Consider the following 15933-nt stretch of genomic DNA (forward strand, 5'->3'; position numbering starts at 1 on the left):
GTGGTATAGATAGAAAGGCAGGAAAACAATATGCACATCAGCTATAAGCCACTCTGGCACACACTGTTAGAGCGTGATATGAGAAAAGAGGATTTAAGGCTTGCCGCTGGTATGACAACAAATATGATTGCCAACATGAGCAAAGAGGGAAAGCACATCAGCATGGATACATTAGCCCGTATCTGCGAAACGCTGAATTGTGAGATTACCGATGTGATTGAGTTAGTACCAGACGAGCCTGCTTCCACAGGAGGTAAGGAACATGAGCGAATTGAAACCAAGAATAACGGAAAACGGAATTGATTATATCCTTGTCGGAGATTATTACATCCCGGACTTGAAACTGCCGGAGGAACACCGCCCTATCGGAAAGTACGGACGGATGCACCGGGAATATTTAAGGGAAGTCCACCCAGCCAGATTGAATACATTGATACTGACCGGGGAATTGTGGACATATCTTGCAGACCTGAACGAACAGGCACAGGAACGGTTAGACACCATCATGGAGCAGATGAAAACTGCCGAGGGCGTAACCGAGGAATTGAAGCGTACCCACCAAATGGAATGGGTGCAGCGTTGCAATAACATTCATAACCGGGCAGAAGAAATTGTTTTGCATGAGATGATTTATTCATAACGGGAGCAATTAAATCGGAGGTATATAAGATGATTGAAATTGTATTTGGTGAAAGTGCCTGTGGAAGTTTGAAAATTGCCCAAACTTACGGCAAGGGAAAGTATAGAGGAAGTGCTGTTTCAATATTTATGAGGCATGAAGACGGGAGTGTTCCATCTTCAGATGAAATGAAAAAAGCACAGCTTCAAGCACAGGAACAAGAACGCATTGCTTGGGAGAATGCTATTCCATTGGGAGGCAAGAGCTGTGATGTTTATTGTTTTGATATGGCTCTTAGTGTGGGAGATATTTCTGATAATGGAATTGGCGAACAGCGGAAAAATGTTTTCAAGAAAATGCTGTCTGTCTGCTTTGTAGAGGATTTAGATTATCAGGTTGAAGAAAAAATACAGAAAATTAAAACTACATTGACCTCAGTGATTGAACGATATGTAGCTGGGGAAGAAATTCGCATTTGGTATAGCTATAATCCAGATGAGCTTTGTGGTATGTATTGGCTTATGAAACAACTTCAACCCTTAAACTGCCAGACAACAATTTATTTGGTTAAGTTACCTACATGGGAATATGGAAAAGAAAATACTATGACATCCAAAATAGCATGGGGCGAGGTCTCTCCTGGCGAATGGGGAAACTATATAACTCTACAAGAGAAAGCTAATCCTGTATTTCTTTCAGCTTGTGCTATGAAATGGAATCAACTTCAAAATGAAAATGCACCTTTGCGTGCAATGTTAAATGGTAAATTGCAAAGCGTTTCAGAAGATATATATGATAGTTTCATTCTTCGTGAAATTGCGGAACAGCCAGAGCAATTCAAAATGGCTATTGTCATAGGTAATGTTTTAGGAAAATATCAACTTGGAATTAGTGATGTATGGATTTCCAATCGCATTGATAAAATGCTTGAAGATGGTGTGTTGGAAATTATACAGGACGCACCAAAGGGAGAAACAAATTATCGCCGAATATTAAGAAAACGAATGAAGTAATAACCACAGCACAAACCGCTGCTACATGGAATCCAACAAACCATGCAACAGCGGTTTTCCTTTACCGTTTTTTCCTCTGGTTGATAGGCGTTCCCGTTTTCTTTGATTTTTGGAGAATCCGAATAAGCCAGCGAAATTCTTCATCTGACAGATTTTTATAGTTGATACCGAGCTGCTTGCAGTAAAGCACTGCCAGTTTTTCCAAACGGCTGCCCTTGAAATTTTCGACCGCTTCCAGATTTTCTTTCAGTTCATTGGCAACAGTGGTCTGGGGCGCACTCTCACTATCCTTTTTATGGGTTTCCCGAATATCCCGGATAATCAGGTTTAGGTCATCCAGAACCATGTGGCTGAAATATTCATCATCACTGATATGGGCGGCTTGCAGCACTTTCAAATGTGGGTCATCTTCGCCAGGGCGATACCGTTCTATGATTTCATGTCGGACAGTATCGACAAGGGTGTTGAGGTTTTGAATCTGCATGGTGGCAATCCCATCCACATAAATCTCAATGTCCGCAAGAAACTTGATAAAGTCCTTATGGGTGGCAAGTTCGCAGAGCAGACGGTTGTTGATCCGACCGCTTTTCAGAAGTGCAACCATTTCATCGTTCAAATGCAGCTCCGTCAGTGGCGTGTTGATCTGCTCCCTGTTCTCTGTCCGGCACAGCAGATAATCGACGGAAACCCCATAGAAGTCTGCCAGCGTGATAAGGTTGCCATGATTGATTTCCTTAAAATCTTCTTTTTCATAACTGCCAAGGGCTGATTTAGAAATACCCGTTAGTTTTGATAGTTCTTCCAGATTTAAGCCTTTGTCCTTGCGGAGTTCCCAAAGGCGTTCCTGTATGCTTGTTGCTCCTTTCATGGGCACACGCTCCTTTCCAACGGTTTCATTGCTGCCGCTTATCTGGATTATATCACACTTTCCGTAATCGTGGAAATTTCTGATTTTTACCCTTAATTCCTACTTTGTGGACATACGGCACAGGGCACAAAAATGTTCTATGATACAGGTAGTTCATCGATGGATTATTCCAATCGAATGACCAGCCTGTGTGGGATATGCTTCCCCGGCGATGTAGCGCCATGAATTTTGGCAGGGATATGGAGGAACCCTGACCAAAACGAGCGTACCAAAGGGAGCGATACGCCGCTGTGAGATTCAGGGGAGGAACGACACCGGGGAGAACTGGCGAACTGACACCGAAATGATACCGAAACACAACAATCTGATAGGGGGACAGTCTACCCTATCGCTGATACTTCGGGAGATTTTAAGCGGCTCTATGGCTGTAATTTTACCGAAAATCGCCCCGAAACCATACACTAAAACGGGAGGAAGCGCAATATGCCGAGAATGAGCAAAAAGAGGAAGTATGAGCTTTCCTTTTACCTCAATGACCGGGGGCGTGTCACTTACAACGAATTATGCCGGAAATGCCAGCATGGGTGCAAGCAGAGCTTCCGGGCGGTTGTGATTGACTGCCCCTGTTATTTATCCAAACGAGCAAAGAAAAAGGAGGAACACACAGAATGAATTTTGAATTTATGACGATAGACACACCATTGCCGCCCTGTATGCCTTTTCCCAGAGCGTTGACAGGATTTCCAGTCAGCAGCACCGCAAAGGTCATGTACTGCCGGATGCTGGACGCTATGCTCTCCAAAGGGCAGGAGGACGAGAACGGAATCCTCTTTGTCTGCTTCCCTGTCACAGCCATTGCCGCAGTCCTGTCCCGCAGCTCCATGACGGTCAAGCGTTCTCTGAATGAACTGGAAACTGCCGGACTTATCATGCGGGTGCGTCAGGGCATTGGAGAACCAAACCGGATTTATGTGCTGATACCGGGAAAGGAGGACGCTGCCCTTGCCTGATACCTCAAAGCTGGAAAAACTCAATCGGGAGTTGGAAAAAAGCGAAAAGAAACTGCGGAAAGCCATCAATGATGAAAAGGCATTGCAGCACCAGTTGAAACAGCTTACCCGAAAGGAACGGACGCACCGGCTCTGTACCCGTGGCGGTATGCTGGAAAGTTTTCTGCAAGAGCCGGAACGCCTGACAGATGATGATGTCATGCTGTTGTTGAAACTCATTTTTCACAGACAGGACACGCAGGAACTATTGAAAAAACTGCTGGAACGGGAGATGCCGGAACCCCCTTAGTTTACTAAGGGCGCAATTATACACCACCCAAAGGTTGGTGCATTGCGTTCTCCGAAGGCTCCTCGCCGGAGGGCTGTGATTTTCCGCAGTCATGGTCTGCTCCAAATCATACAGGGGACGCTACGCTTCCCCTGCGCTGGCTGTCGCCAGCTACCCTTTTGTGGACTTGCCGCCCGGAAACACCTTGCGCTGCAAGCTGTTCCCGTCCAGCAAGTTTTATCAGTCGAGCTATCCTTATCTACGGTAATTTAGTATAATAAGGTCAAAAAACAGAACGCTATCATTGTGCAACCGATATGCAACTGATAATTGCTTGATAGTTGGTGGTAGCAACACGGTAATTCAGATAGAATAAAGCCAACAAAGAAAGGAGGTCATCCAAATGTTAGTAAACATCATTATGATTGTAGTCGGAATAGTTTTCTCATGTATCTTTGTCGGCTTGCTTATCCTTGTTATTCGTGCATTGCTTAAATATATCCGTACAGAGAAATGAAGCCAACAGCAACATTAGGAGGTGGTCAAATGAAAGTAACCGTATTTATGATAATCGTTGGAATAATTTTCTTATGTATCTTTGTTGGTTTGCTTACCCTTATTGTTCGTGCATTACTCAAATATATCCATTCAAAAGATGTACGGCAGGAAAAATCCGTAGTGAGGAAATCGTTGGGTGAAGCACTCAAAGTACACAGAACACAGTGCAAAATGACGCAGGAATTTGTTGCTGAAACGATTGGTGTTAGCAGGCAGGCTGTTTCAAAATGGGAAAATGGAGTTTCCCATAGTTAAAGATACCACACCAAACATAACAACACCACGCTTATACGGGACTTAGCACACCCCAAAAGAACATACAGAAATCCCCCATAAGCAACAAGGTTTGCTTTATGGGGGATTTCTTGTTTTAATTGTCGTTTTTGATATTATTCAACAGTCTCAATAGAATCCACAATGCTCATTCTTGCAATAGAACGCAGAGGAATTGCCGTTGCAAGCAGGCAGGCCACAATAGAAATAATCGCAGCTTCCACAATCGCCATAACCGGAACAGCGACAAGCTGTAAAGCATCGGTCTGTGCTGCTCCGACAAAGATACAGCAGACATAGCCAAACACTGCTCCAATCACTGACGCAATGATACCGTAATAAGCGCCCTCCCACAGAAATGTTTTATAAAGGCTTGCGGCACTCATTCCAATAGCCCGCTGCATCCCGATTTCACCGACACGAGTATGAATATTGCTGTAAACGGTATTGATGATGTTCAGGATGCCAATGATACCGATAAAGATGATAAGCACCCAGCACAGCATTTTGATCTGTTCAAAGCTTTCTATCATCTCATTGCTGCTTTGGAGATAGGAAAGCCAATGTGTTCCTGGATAATTGCTGCACCAGCTATCCAACCAGCTTTCAAAGGTATCTGTATCGGCGTTATCCTGTAATGTAGGATAGACTTCTGAATAACTGTCGTTTCCGAGCAGTGAACAGTATATTTCGTCATTCACGATGAGTTGAACACCATTCGTAAAGCCATCATTATTGATTGTGATTGCTGTATCGATCAATCCTAATACAGGAAGTGTTCTGTCTCCCAGTTGAATGGTATCACCTACGGTAAGATCAGTCTGCTGAACAGTTGTATCTCCATAAGAAAAGGCAATGGGATTTTTTACAAGGCAGCCTGTTCCATCTTTCAAAGCCTGTTTATCCTGAGCAGACAAGTTAGGAGCATAGATTTGTAATTGTGCTTCATCCACATTTACAAGCTGCAAGGTTTCATGGCTCTGTACGGAAAGATCAGTTTCAAAGGGCAGTATATCACCGGCACCTGGCATAAATACAGAAAGCCGTGTAGTGGAAACACTTTCTACTGCGTCATTTTCCGCTAATGTTTTTACGGCTTCTGATGGGATGCCAACGGTTTCATTTGTAACTGCATAGTCGCTGAAATACATGTCCTGAACGGAACTGCTGGCATCAAGCAGCCCTGTAAAGCTCTGCAAGGCAACAAATACGGTAATACTCATAACCAAAGACAGAATGGTAACTGCTGTTCTTCCACGCCCTCGTTTTAGGTTGAGCCTTGCATAATAGGCTTCAAAATTACGGATGTTGCGGTTCCTTTTTATCCTGCGTTTGATTTTCACAGTCTGCCCCGACATAGCAACAGTAGGAGATACATGGGATGCGTACCGGGCAGCAGGAAAGGCAGCCAGCAGAGCAAACAGAAGTATGACTGCGATACTGGCAAAGAGCATCGGTAGTTTTACCGTACTGGCGGTGTTGATTGCAGAGTTCAATTCGGAAGTGCTGTTTGCCATGAACAGATCGGGATTGAGAAGCCCCGTAGCCGCAATCAATACACCTTTTGCCGACAATATACCGAGCAGCAATCCGATAGGAATACCGGCTCCACAGAGAATCAAAAGCTGCAAAGAAACCAAACGATAGATTTGCCCTCGTTCTCCACCAATCGCACGAAGTGTTCCGTATTCTTTGATGCGTTTTGTGATAGAGATTTTCAGAATGTTGTAGATTACCAGCCCAGCCGCCAGCAAGACCAGAACACCCACCAAAATACACGCCGCAGTCATAAATGAAAATCCCGTACCGGTATCGCTGTCTGCCGCTTCATCATAGGAAATACCAATAGCGTCAAGCAAAACCCAGTTATATTGGATATACCGTTCATCCACGTTCAAATCTTCTGCGAGAGCATAAATGATGCTTTGAAAATTTTGCTTGTCATAAGTCTTAAAATCTGTGGAATAAAGCAGATACTCTTCTGGCAACAGTTCTTCTGCGGTTCCCTCACCGACAATCCCCTCAACCGTACCAGATGCGTAGCCGATATAGCTGCTTTCCAGAATGCCCGTCAATACAAAATCAGCAGAATATTCTAACTCTGACAGCGATCCATCCATAACGGAAACACTCAAATCCAGAGAAACGGTATCGCCAATTACAGCGTCCAATCCAAGATATTGAAGCGCATCCTCCGACAGGGCAATCTCAATCGCTTCCTCTGGTAATCGTCCCTCTTTTACGTTTCCGATTGCCGGGTACATAGATAATGCGTTATCGTGATATTCCCGAAGATATAAAGATAAACTACTGTTGCCTAATGGTGTGCTGCCGATAAAGATCGTATCGCCTACATCATATAGGCGATCATCTTCATGCAGCTTTTGCGCTTGTTCCTTGCCAAGCTGATGAAAGGTTGCATAACGGTTTCCGTTCAGACCCGCCGCCTGCTGAATACGCATGGATTGCAATATACCAATAGACTGACCGATCACTGTCGTCATAATCGTGGACATGATAACTGCAACCAAGATCAGGATTGCCGTGATTTTCTGTGCTTTCAGTTCTTTCCATGCAAGAGCTAAATAAGATTTCATCTTGCTGTCACCTCCGAAAGAACACCGTCCACAATTACAAATTGCCGGTCTGCCATTCTTGCAATGCGGCTGTCGTGAGTGATGATAACAAGCGTTTTCCCCATCTTTTTCCATATGCTTTGCAGCATTTCCATAACCTCGCCGCCGCTCTTGCTGTCCAGATTTCCAGTCGGTTCGTCAGCAAAAATAATATCCGGCTTTGCGATCAGGGCGCGGGCAATCGCTACACGCTGTTGCTGACCGCCGGAAAGTTCATGGGGCAAATGGGTCAGCCGTTCACGAATACCTAACAAATCCGTAAGCTGATTTAGATATACTTCGTCCGGCTGCTTTTTGTCCAGAAGCAGGGGCATGATGATGTTTTCTTTTGCGGTCAGCACAGGGAGAAGATTGAATTGCTGAAAGATAAATCCGATGCGCCGACGGCGAAATGAGGACAGTTCTTTGTCATTAAAACGATAAATGTCTTTTCCATCGTATGTCAGACTGCCGGAAGTCGGCTTGTCCAGTCCAGACAGCAGGTGGAGCAAGGTACTTTTGCCGCTGCCAGATGGTCCCATAATAGAAATAAAATCGCTGGATGCAATTTCAAGGTTGACTTTATCCAACGCAACGACACGGCTCTCGCCGCTGCCGTAGATTTTCGATAGTTCCTTTGCTTCAATGTTCATAAAAAACACTCTCCTTGTTTATAATATAAGGAGAGTGTAAAACAGAAATCTCAAAAAACGCTCAAGGTTTCTGATTTATTTGGAAAGAAGCAGTAGCCGTTGCGCCATAACTTTTGCTGTTTTCCAGTGTAAGTGTTCCTCCATGCTTCAGACATAGTATCTGGCTGCTGTATAGCCCCATACCAAAGTGTGCGGAGTCTTCTTTCATTTTTCCAAACGGTTTCGGGCCGCTTTGTATTAACTCCACAGGATAGCCTGGCCCATCGTCTGTAACTGATAGATGCAAGAAGTTTCCTTTCCGTTCCAAATGAATTTCAATTTTACTCTTTGCAAACCGAGCCGCATTTCCAATTAGATTTTCAGCAACGGTTAAAACCAATCCATGATCTAATTGTATTGTCCCCTTATCAGGTGCGGAAACAGACGGTTCTAATGCTCCTGCAAGAATTTTTGCTGTTTCCTCTAATTCAGAATGTAGCAGTGAATAGGAATACTCGTTTATCCGCACCGGCATTTGTTCTAATCGTTGGATGCTACTCATAGCTTCTGCATACTGTTCAATCCGTAATGTATAGCTTTCCAATCTGTCAATGGCTTGTTCATCTGCTGTTCCCTGCCGCAGTAATTTTATAGTTCCCTTTAAGACCGTGATCGGATTGCGCAAGTCATGGGAAAAGGCGGCATTTAGCCTTTTCCGTTCTTCTGCCTGCCGCCACAGTTCCTGATTTGATTTCAGAAGTTCTTCGCGCATAGTATCAAAGGCGGTGCAGAGCTGCCCCAATTCATCATCAGAATGGACAGGCATAGAAAAGTCAAGGTCATGGTTCCGAATCCGTGAAATCCCATTCCGTAGCGTGGAGATCGGCTGTTTCAATTTGATATGATAATATAATATGCCGGATAGAGCCAGCCCGCCCATAGGGAGAACAATGCAGGACACAATTTGAATGATTCCAAGCATGGACAATATATTTTGCTGGGTCTCTGTGGGGGTTTCCATTTTAACGATTGAACCGTCTGCTAAAATTTCTATTCCACCGGAGGGAAAGTTGCTGCTGATTGAATTGCATATCATAAAGACTAAGCCTAACATCAGGAGAGCCACCAAAACACAGGAAGCAGATAGGACGAGAAAAGTTTTCTTTAATTCCATATTTTTCAGACGTTCCACCGATAACCACACCCCCAAACTGTATCAATATAACTGTGAAGCGTACAAGCAGCCAGCTTCGCCCGGATTTTCCTGATATGTTCCATGACAGTATCACTGTTACCCTCGCCGTCAAGTCCCCACACTGTTTCATAAATACGCTCCCGGTCAAATACCTGTCCGGCATTCAGCGAAAGCAGCTCCACAATATCAAATTCCCTTTTTGATAAAGCAACAGGTTCACCCGCCACTGTGACGGTTCGGGCTGAATAATCAATCGTCAGTTCACCAAAGAAGCGAATTGTCGCTTTATTCCTGTGTCGCTGCTCCCTCCTCAGATGTGCGGCAACTCTCGCCCCTAATTCGTCCAAATCAAAAGGCTTAATGATATAATCGTCGGCACCTGCCTGAAAGCCGATGATTTTATCGGCAGATTCGACCCTTGCCGTCAAAAAAAGAATGGGGCAAGTAATAAGCTCCCGAATTTTCTGACAAAGGGTCAATCCGTCTATGTCCGGCATATTGATGTCGAGCAGGATTAAATCGGGCTGTCTTGCTAATTTTTGAAGTGCTTCATTTCCGCAATAAGCGGTCAACACCTCATATTGAGAAGAAAAATAACTCGCCATCATATCTACAATTCCCGGTTCATCATCAACAATAAGAAGCCTTTGTTTCATGCTATCATCTCCATTTGCAATTCATAATATTTATCGTAACAGCCAAATCTCAAAAAACGCTCAAACTTTTGCCGTCAGGAAAGTATAAAATCAATAGACTGATAAATTTATTATAATATTACTCTGCTGATACAGCCAGTCCGTAAATTCTTTCGGGCTGGCTGTCTTTTCTTTTACAGCCTTTTTTCTCTTCAATGCTTCTTTCTTGAACGCTTCAAAAGCAGTCAGCATTTCTTCCAGCTGGTCAGCCGGGAATCCCGCTGTCCTCTTCGCTTTGTTGATCTTATTGCGCCAGTTCTGGCATTCATTTTTATAAAGCAGGTCATAGTTATTTTCTCTTGCCCTCTCGTCAAATTCCCGCTTGTTTTGAAGCGCCTGTGCTTTTCGGCAATTGTCGCTGCACAGCTCATACCGCTGGCTCTTTGCCAGAAAATATTTTCCACAAACCTTGCACCGCCGGAAGCAAAGCCCCCAGTCATTCAGCCTGTTCAGATAATAGGTAATCAACGGGTAGAGGGACGCATAGGCAGACACACATTCTTCTGTGCGCCGGTTGTCCGGGAACCAGAGGTCAAGCCGGGTATCTTCTGACGGTGCGCCTTTGAAATAAAGGCTGCCAGTTTGAAAATGTTTCGGTTTTCCTGTTTCTCTGTCAAAGATCATGGTTTCGTTATGGAATACCCCGGTCAGGCTGCTCATTTTATCCATGAAGCGGTCACAGGCAGCGTTACGGTCACGGGGTTCTCTGGCAAGCAGATAGCTGTTCCAGATACGGAACGCCACATACATTTTCAGAGGGTCGTTGCTAAGATATTTCTCCCAAAGAAATTCGCTTGCCGCCTGCTCCAGCTCCGGCTGTTCCCATCGGTTGGAGTGGAGGGCTTGCCGCAGCGGAGAAAGCCCGTATAAGTTCCAGTCTCTGTCCGTGTCACGCTCAAAGTTTATCAAAAAAGTTCCCAGTGGGCGTGTCATATCACAAAGCACCTCTGCGTTTTGGCTCCCGTTCAAACGGAAGCGGATCTGCTGTTCTTCCCCAATCAAAATCCGTTCTTTCATTTTCTTCCTGTCCAGCGTCAGGACAAACAAAATCCTTTCAAAACATGGCTCATGCCGTATAAATTGATTCTCCATCCCTATCCCCTGCCTTTGTTTATGGTAATTATATAATTTAGTTATATCCATTACACTCATGGTATCGCAGAAGCATTGTTTTGTCAAGGATAGTCCGCTATGATGATTGCAGTTGGTAATTTCGTACCAAACAGTACTTTGACAAGTGAATGACCGTCCAAAAAGGATATGACCGGCAGGAGAAGTGACGCATCCGGCGCACCAATGCAGGGAAACACCGCAGGAATGGGGCAGGAAAACGGATTTTGGGGAGAACGGCAACAGGAAGCATTTTAACCTATTTGATTTATGGGAGGAACAGAATGAACGATAAAAAGAGATTGAACAGCTACGAGGATTTACCGCTGGTTCTGGATGTGGCGGACATCCAGCGGATTATGGGAATTTCAAGAGCGAGCGCCTATGAGCTGGTACACACCCCCGGCTTTCCGGCGTTCCGCAGGGGCAGGCTTATCAAGGTCAGCAAGATTGCTTTCTTTGAATGGATGGCAAAAGGCTCCGAAACCGTACCGGGAAGTGACAAATAAGCGTGAGGTATCATTCCCTGACTGCAATACTGCCGCACTTTCCAAAGGGGCATACAGAGGGAAAAACCTTAAAAATGATACCGAGACGCTACACCAAAACAGCCTATCTGCGTACATCAGATAGAAACGGAGAAAGGAGCCGGTTATGGCAAGAATGAGCAACAAGCGACGGCTGGAATGGTCTTTCTTCTTAAATGACCGCAGCCGTATCACTTACAACGAACTGTGCCGGAAATGCCAGCACGAATGTAAACAGAGCTTCCGGGCGGTTGTGGTTGACTGCCCGAAGTATCTTTCCAAGCGTTCCAAGAAAAAGGACAAGACTGCCGGAAACGGCAAAATCCCTTAGGAACTAAGGGCGCACTTCTATACATAGTCTAAAGACCATGTATCGTGCGTCCTGCGGAGCTACCTCTGCCGCTGATAAAATCAGCAATCCGAGGTCTGCGTTCGCTTTGCTCCGACAAGGTGGCTACACCCCCTTGCGCCGCTAAAGCGGCTATCCCCTGTGTACCCGCCGCAAAGAGAAATCCGCTCTGTGGTTTTCCCTTTTCATCGGGCTTTATAGAAGCACTGACACAGACTGTCTGCGGATGGTCTTTCTTTATCTTATAAGCAAAGGATGTGAGAACATGGAAAAATCTTTGGAACAGTTAAAGCAGGAATATGAAAAAACCACTGTCCTGCTGGAACGGGAAAAACGGAAAATGCAGCGTTTGAAAAACCGGCAGGCGTATCTGGAAAGCGGTTCCCGGAAACAGAGGACGCACCGGCTGATTACCCGTGGGGCAGCCGTTGAGAGCATTGTGCCACAGACAAAGGAGCTGACCGAAACGGAATTTTATTCCTCATGGAAAGCATTTTGAATCTGCCGCAGGCGGAGCCTTTCATCCGGTCTGCCGCAGAAAACCACGCCCGTATTTCCGGGCAGGAGAAAGGCGGTGACTAAGGATAGCACTTTATCATTTTTCAATCGCACAGATAAAGCGCAGCGCCGGTCAGAGCGCCATTGCCAGCGCAGCCTACCGAGCCGGGGAGCGTCTTTACAGCAGCTACTATGGAGAAGTCAGCGACTACACCAAAAAGGGCGGCGTGATCGCTTCGGAAATCATGCTGCCGCCCCATGCGCCGGAAATATATCTTGACCGGGCGACCCTCTGGAATGCTGTGGAGAACTGCGAGAAACATCCAAAAGCACAGCTTGCCTATTCATTTGATATTGCCATGCAGAATGAATTGACGCTGGAAGAAAACATGGAGCTGGCGAGGAAGTTCGTGCAGGAGCAGTTTGTGGCAAAAGGCATGATTGCCGATCTTGCTTTTCACAGTCCGGAGAAAGAGGACGGCGGTATCCCAAACCCGCATTTCCATGTGATGACAACAATGCGCCCTTTGAACCCGGATGGCACATGGGGACAAAAACAGCGGCGGGAATATCTTCTTGATGAAGATGGAAACCGAATCCGGGATAAAAATGGCGATTATATGTTTAATGCTGTCCACACAACAGACTGGCACGAGCCGGAAACACTGGAACACTGGCGGGAGCAGTGGGCGGCTGCCGTTAATACAAAATTTGAGGAAAAAGGACTGGATGTGCGTATCGACCACCGTTCCTATGTGCGGCAGGGGCTTGACCTGATACCTACTGTCCACGAGGGAGCTAATGTCCGGCAGATGGAAGCAAAGGGCATCCGCACCGAGAAAGGGGAACTGAACCGCTGGATTAAAGCCACCAACCGGCTCATGCAGGATGTGAGGAAGAAGATCAAAGCCCTGTTTGTCTGGATGGCAGAGGTAAAAGAAGAACTTTCCAAACCACAGACACCGAACCTTGCCGACCTGCTGATCGCTTATTACAACCAGCGCAACGCAGGGGCATGGAGCAATAAAGCCAGAACCGGAAACTTAAAGCAGTTTGCCGAAGCCGTCAATTATCTGACGGAAAACAAGCTGCTCACATTAGAGGATTTGCAGGAGCGTCTTTCCTCTGTCAGTGAAGAATTTGAAGCATTAAGCGGCTCCATGAAAAAGAAATCTGCCAGGATAAAGGAATTGCAGGAATTGATACGGGAGGGCGAGAATTACCAGCGGCTAAAACCTGTCCATACGGAATTGAACAATATCAAGTTTAAGAAACAGAGGGAGAAATTTGAAACATCCCACGATGCGGAGTTACGGCTGTTTTATGCCGCCCGCCGTATTCTGAAAGAAAAACTGGACGGAAAACCCATTGCCCTGAAAGCATGGAAACAGGAATACGCACAGTTAAAAACAGAGTATGCCGAACTGTCTCCGCAGCACAAGCCACTCCGGGAGGAAGTCATACGGCTGCGGCAGGTGCAGAACGCCGTAGATACCGCACTGCGCCGGAGGGAGCAGCCACAGGAAGTACAGAGAAAGAAACATGAGATGGAGCTATGATATAACCGGCAGCTTTACCGCTACCGGTATTTTTACGGAGGGAGCATTTGAATGTATTTGAAGCGGTGAAACAGTCTGTTACCACACGGCAGGCTGCTTCATTCTATGGAATCCGGGTGGGGAGAAACGGCATGGTCTGCTGTCCATTCCACAATGACCGCACGCCCAGCATGAAAGTGGACAGCCGCTTTTACTGCTTCGGCTGCGGGGCTTCCGGGGATGTGATCGACTTTGCCGCTTTGCTGCATGGATTGGGGAAACGGGAAGCTGCGGTCAGGCTTGCGGAGGACTTCGGCGTTTCCTATGAGAAATCCGGCAATGCGCCGCCAGATAGGAAGCGTCACAACAGGTCACAGCCCCGGCAAAAATCAGCGGAGCAGAGATTTCAGGAAACGGAACGGTATTGTTTCCGGGTGCTATGCGATTATCAGCGCCTGCTGGAGCATTGGAAAACAGCATACGCCCCACAGCCGCAGGATGCCATCTGGCATCCTCTTTTTGTGGAAGCGTTGCAGAGGATAAGCTACACAGAATACCTTTTGGATATTTTGTTATACGGAGAAATAGAAGAAAAAGCGGAATTGATCGCCGCACAGGGAAAGGAGGTGCTGCGGCTTGAACAGCGAATTTCAGAGCTTGCCGCCGGAAACGCAGGAAGCGGTCAAAAGGACGATGGACACAATGGAACCGGCGCAGACACCGGAAGAAATCCGGGAGACATTAGAGGGGACGCAGAAAGGCGGCGTGAAGAACAGCATCCGAAACTGCCTGACGGTGTTCCAGCGTGACCCGCTGTTTCGTGGGGCGCTGCGTCTGAACCTTTTGACGGAGCAGATTGACATTGTGAAGCCGCTAGGCTGGGAGCGCACCAGTACCACGCTGACCGACATGGACATGAACTACCTGCTTTTGTATCTGGAAGAAAATTACGGGCTTATCAGCGAGAAAAAGGTGCAGAGCGCCATCAAGATTGTTGCCAATGAAAACCGCTACCATCCGGTCAGGGATTACCTGAACAACCTGCAATGGGACGGCACAGAGCGCATCCGTTATGCCCTGCATCACTTTCTGGGAGCCGATACGGACGAATACACTTATGAAGCCTTGAAACTGTTCCTGATGGGAGCCATCCGGCGGGTATTCAGACCGGGGAGCAAGTTTGAGGTCATGCTCTGTCTGGTTGGTGGTCAGGGAGCCGGGAAATCTACCTTTTTCCGGCTGCTGGCAGGCAGGGACGAATGGTTTTCAGACGATTTGAAGAAGCTGGACGATGAAAATGTGTACCGCAAGCTTCAAGGGCATTGGATTATCGAGATGTCGGAGATGATCGCCACAGCCAACGCCAAGAGTATTGAGGAAATCAAGTCATTCTTAAGCCGCCAGAAAGAAACCTACAAAGTGCCGTATGAGACACATCCGGCAGACCGGCTGCGGCAATGTGTATTTGGAGGGACGACCAACCGGCAGGACTTTTTACCCCGTGACCGCACCGGCAACCGGCGCTTTCTCCCCGTGACGGTGTACCCGGAACGGGCGGAGGTTCACATACTGGACGATGAAGCGGCGGCGAGGGCGTATATCGAACAGATGTGGGCGGAAGCCATGACGGTTTACCGCAGTGGGAAGTATAAGCTGTCATTCAGCATGGAAATGAACCGATACCTGAACGCCCATCAGCAGGACTTCATGCAGGAGGACACACAGGCTGGCATGATCTACGCCTATTTGGAGGACTACACCGGCGACAGGGTATGTTCCAAGCAGCTTTATGAGGAAGCGCTGGGGAACTTAAATTCCCCGGCAGACTGGGAGACACGGGCAATCTGCGAGATTATGAATACCGGCATTGCGGGCGGCATCATACAGGGCTGGGCAGCCTACAAAAGCCCGAAGCGGTATAAGAAATACGGTTCTCAAAAAGGCTGGGAGCGTGTCAACCAAGACCCGCCGGAGGGGGACGGTTTTCAGGAAATCACGGAAGAAGAAGCCCGGCAAATGGAACTGCCATTCTGAAAAGCCACCGGTTGACAGTTTGGTTAACGCTTCGGTTGACAGCCGGTTGACGGGGAAAAGCCTGATATTTGGGGCATTTCTCTCCTTTGTCAACCATGTCAACCAAGAAATCAAAGAAAAAGTAAAAAGTA

18 protein-coding genes and 1 pseudogene are annotated in these 15933 nt (G+C 46.7%); 13 read left to right on the forward strand and 6 right to left on the reverse strand.

Annotation, left to right across the window (positions count from 1 at the left end):
- The first annotated feature begins 30 nt into the window (after positions 1-30).
- Genes DXA93_RS14140 through DXA93_RS14150 form a run of 3 tightly spaced genes read left to right on the forward strand, consistent with a single transcriptional unit; the run spans position 31 to position 1632 of the window.
- Positions 31-303 (forward strand): helix-turn-helix domain-containing protein, encoded by a 273-nt coding sequence (locus DXA93_RS14140; protein ID WP_002593556.1) that lies wholly within the window; start codon positions 31-33, stop codon positions 301-303.
- On the forward strand, positions 263-640 hold the full coding sequence (locus DXA93_RS14145) for a TnpV protein (protein ID WP_005927690.1): 378 nt from the start codon (positions 263-265) through the stop codon (positions 638-640). The genes DXA93_RS14140 and DXA93_RS14145 overlap by 41 nt, the downstream gene beginning before the upstream one ends.
- Positions 641-669: 29 nt before the next feature.
- Complete coding sequence (locus DXA93_RS14150; RefSeq protein WP_005927687.1) at positions 670-1632, forward strand: DUF3658 domain-containing protein; 963 nt, start codon at positions 670-672, stop codon at positions 1630-1632.
- Between the two features lie 61 nt (positions 1633-1693).
- Here the strand turns inward: DXA93_RS14150 and DXA93_RS14155 are convergent, their stop codons facing one another.
- Positions 1694-2500 (reverse strand): helix-turn-helix domain-containing protein, encoded by an 807-nt coding sequence (locus DXA93_RS14155; protein ID WP_005924756.1) that lies wholly within the window; start codon positions 2498-2500, stop codon positions 1694-1696.
- Positions 2501-2983: 483 nt separating this feature from the next.
- Between DXA93_RS14155 and DXA93_RS14165 the strand changes: the two genes are divergently transcribed.
- The 4 genes from DXA93_RS14165 to DXA93_RS14180 all read left to right on the forward strand — a co-directional run bounded on the left by DXA93_RS14165 (position 2984) and on the right by DXA93_RS14180 (position 4591).
- Positions 2984-3172, forward strand: a complete 189-nt coding sequence (locus tag DXA93_RS14165) for a hypothetical protein (RefSeq protein ID WP_005927683.1) — start codon at positions 2984-2986, stop codon at positions 3170-3172.
- Positions 3169-3510, forward strand: coding sequence for a DeoR family transcriptional regulator (locus DXA93_RS14170; protein ID WP_005927681.1), 342 nt, complete (start codon positions 3169-3171; stop codon positions 3508-3510). Before DXA93_RS14165 ends, DXA93_RS14170 begins: the two co-directional genes overlap by 4 nt.
- Positions 3503-3799, forward strand: coding sequence for a DUF3847 domain-containing protein (locus DXA93_RS14175; RefSeq protein ID WP_005927679.1), 297 nt, complete (start codon positions 3503-3505; stop codon positions 3797-3799). The genes DXA93_RS14170 and DXA93_RS14175 overlap by 8 nt, the downstream gene beginning before the upstream one ends.
- A 525-nt stretch (positions 3800-4324) precedes the next feature.
- The gene (locus tag DXA93_RS14180; RefSeq protein WP_046442306.1) at positions 4325-4591 is read left to right on the forward strand and encodes a helix-turn-helix transcriptional regulator; all 267 of its coding nucleotides are present in this window, start codon (positions 4325-4327) and stop codon (positions 4589-4591) included.
- Positions 4592-4725: 134 nt separating this feature from the next.
- On the opposite strand, the gene DXA93_RS14185 is transcribed toward DXA93_RS14180, so the two are convergent.
- The 5 genes from DXA93_RS14185 to DXA93_RS14205 form a co-directional block, all read right to left on the reverse strand.
- The gene (locus DXA93_RS14185) at positions 4726-7206 is read right to left on the reverse strand and encodes an ABC transporter permease (protein WP_004850550.1); all 2481 of its coding nucleotides are present in this window, start codon (positions 7204-7206) and stop codon (positions 4726-4728) included.
- Positions 7203-7877, reverse strand: a complete 675-nt coding sequence (locus DXA93_RS14190) for an ABC transporter ATP-binding protein (protein ID WP_004850548.1) — start codon at positions 7875-7877, stop codon at positions 7203-7205. The genes DXA93_RS14185 and DXA93_RS14190 overlap by 4 nt, the downstream gene beginning before the upstream one ends.
- Positions 7878-7938: 61 nt before the next feature.
- Positions 7939-9048: a HAMP domain-containing sensor histidine kinase gene (locus DXA93_RS14195; RefSeq protein WP_308796015.1), complete on the reverse strand. Its 1110-nt coding sequence runs from the start codon at positions 9046-9048 to the stop codon at positions 7939-7941.
- Positions 9036-9707 (reverse strand): response regulator transcription factor, encoded by a 672-nt coding sequence (locus tag DXA93_RS14200; protein ID WP_004850543.1) that lies wholly within the window; start codon positions 9705-9707, stop codon positions 9036-9038. Before DXA93_RS14200 ends, DXA93_RS14195 begins: the two co-directional genes overlap by 13 nt.
- A gap of 90 nt (positions 9708-9797) precedes the next feature.
- On the reverse strand, positions 9798-10838 hold the full coding sequence (locus DXA93_RS14205) for a DUF6076 domain-containing protein (protein ID WP_119208613.1): 1041 nt from the start codon (positions 10836-10838) through the stop codon (positions 9798-9800).
- 302 nt (positions 10839-11140) lie between these two features.
- Here DXA93_RS14205 and DXA93_RS14210 point away from each other — a divergent pair, with 302 nt between their 5' ends.
- The 6 genes and pseudogenes from DXA93_RS14210 to DXA93_RS14235 all read left to right on the forward strand — a co-directional run bounded on the left by DXA93_RS14210 (position 11141) and on the right by DXA93_RS14235 (position 15802).
- Positions 11141-11365, forward strand: coding sequence for a helix-turn-helix domain-containing protein (locus DXA93_RS14210; protein ID WP_005362423.1), 225 nt, complete (start codon positions 11141-11143; stop codon positions 11363-11365).
- Positions 11366-11510: 145 nt separating this feature from the next.
- Positions 11511-11714 carry a hypothetical protein gene (locus DXA93_RS14215; RefSeq protein ID WP_004614949.1) on the forward strand — a complete coding sequence of 68 codons (204 nt, stop codon included), beginning with the start codon at positions 11511-11513 and terminating at the stop codon, positions 11712-11714.
- A 283-nt stretch (positions 11715-11997) separates the two neighbouring features.
- A pseudogene (locus DXA93_RS14220) lies at positions 11998-12314 on the forward strand (DUF3847 domain-containing protein).
- A 2-nt stretch (positions 12315-12316) separates the two neighbouring features.
- Entirely contained in the window at positions 12317-13789 is a 1473-nt protein-coding gene (gene mobQ / locus DXA93_RS14225) for a MobQ family relaxase (RefSeq protein ID WP_072850453.1), read from the forward strand.
- Between the two features lie 47 nt (positions 13790-13836).
- On the forward strand, positions 13837-14577 hold the full coding sequence (locus DXA93_RS14230; protein ID WP_119208614.1) for a CHC2 zinc finger domain-containing protein: 741 nt from the start codon (positions 13837-13839) through the stop codon (positions 14575-14577).
- Positions 14462-15802 carry a virulence-associated E family protein gene (locus DXA93_RS14235; protein WP_117994939.1) on the forward strand — a complete coding sequence of 447 codons (1341 nt, stop codon included), beginning with the start codon at positions 14462-14464 and terminating at the stop codon, positions 15800-15802. The genes DXA93_RS14230 and DXA93_RS14235 overlap by 116 nt, the downstream gene beginning before the upstream one ends.
- The last annotated feature ends 131 nt before the right edge of the window (positions 15803-15933 follow it).

The sequence above is a fragment of the Blautia sp. OF09-25XD genome (assembly GCF_003482095.1).
GTDB lineage: Bacteria > Bacillota > Clostridia > Lachnospirales > Lachnospiraceae > Fusicatenibacter > Fusicatenibacter saccharivorans.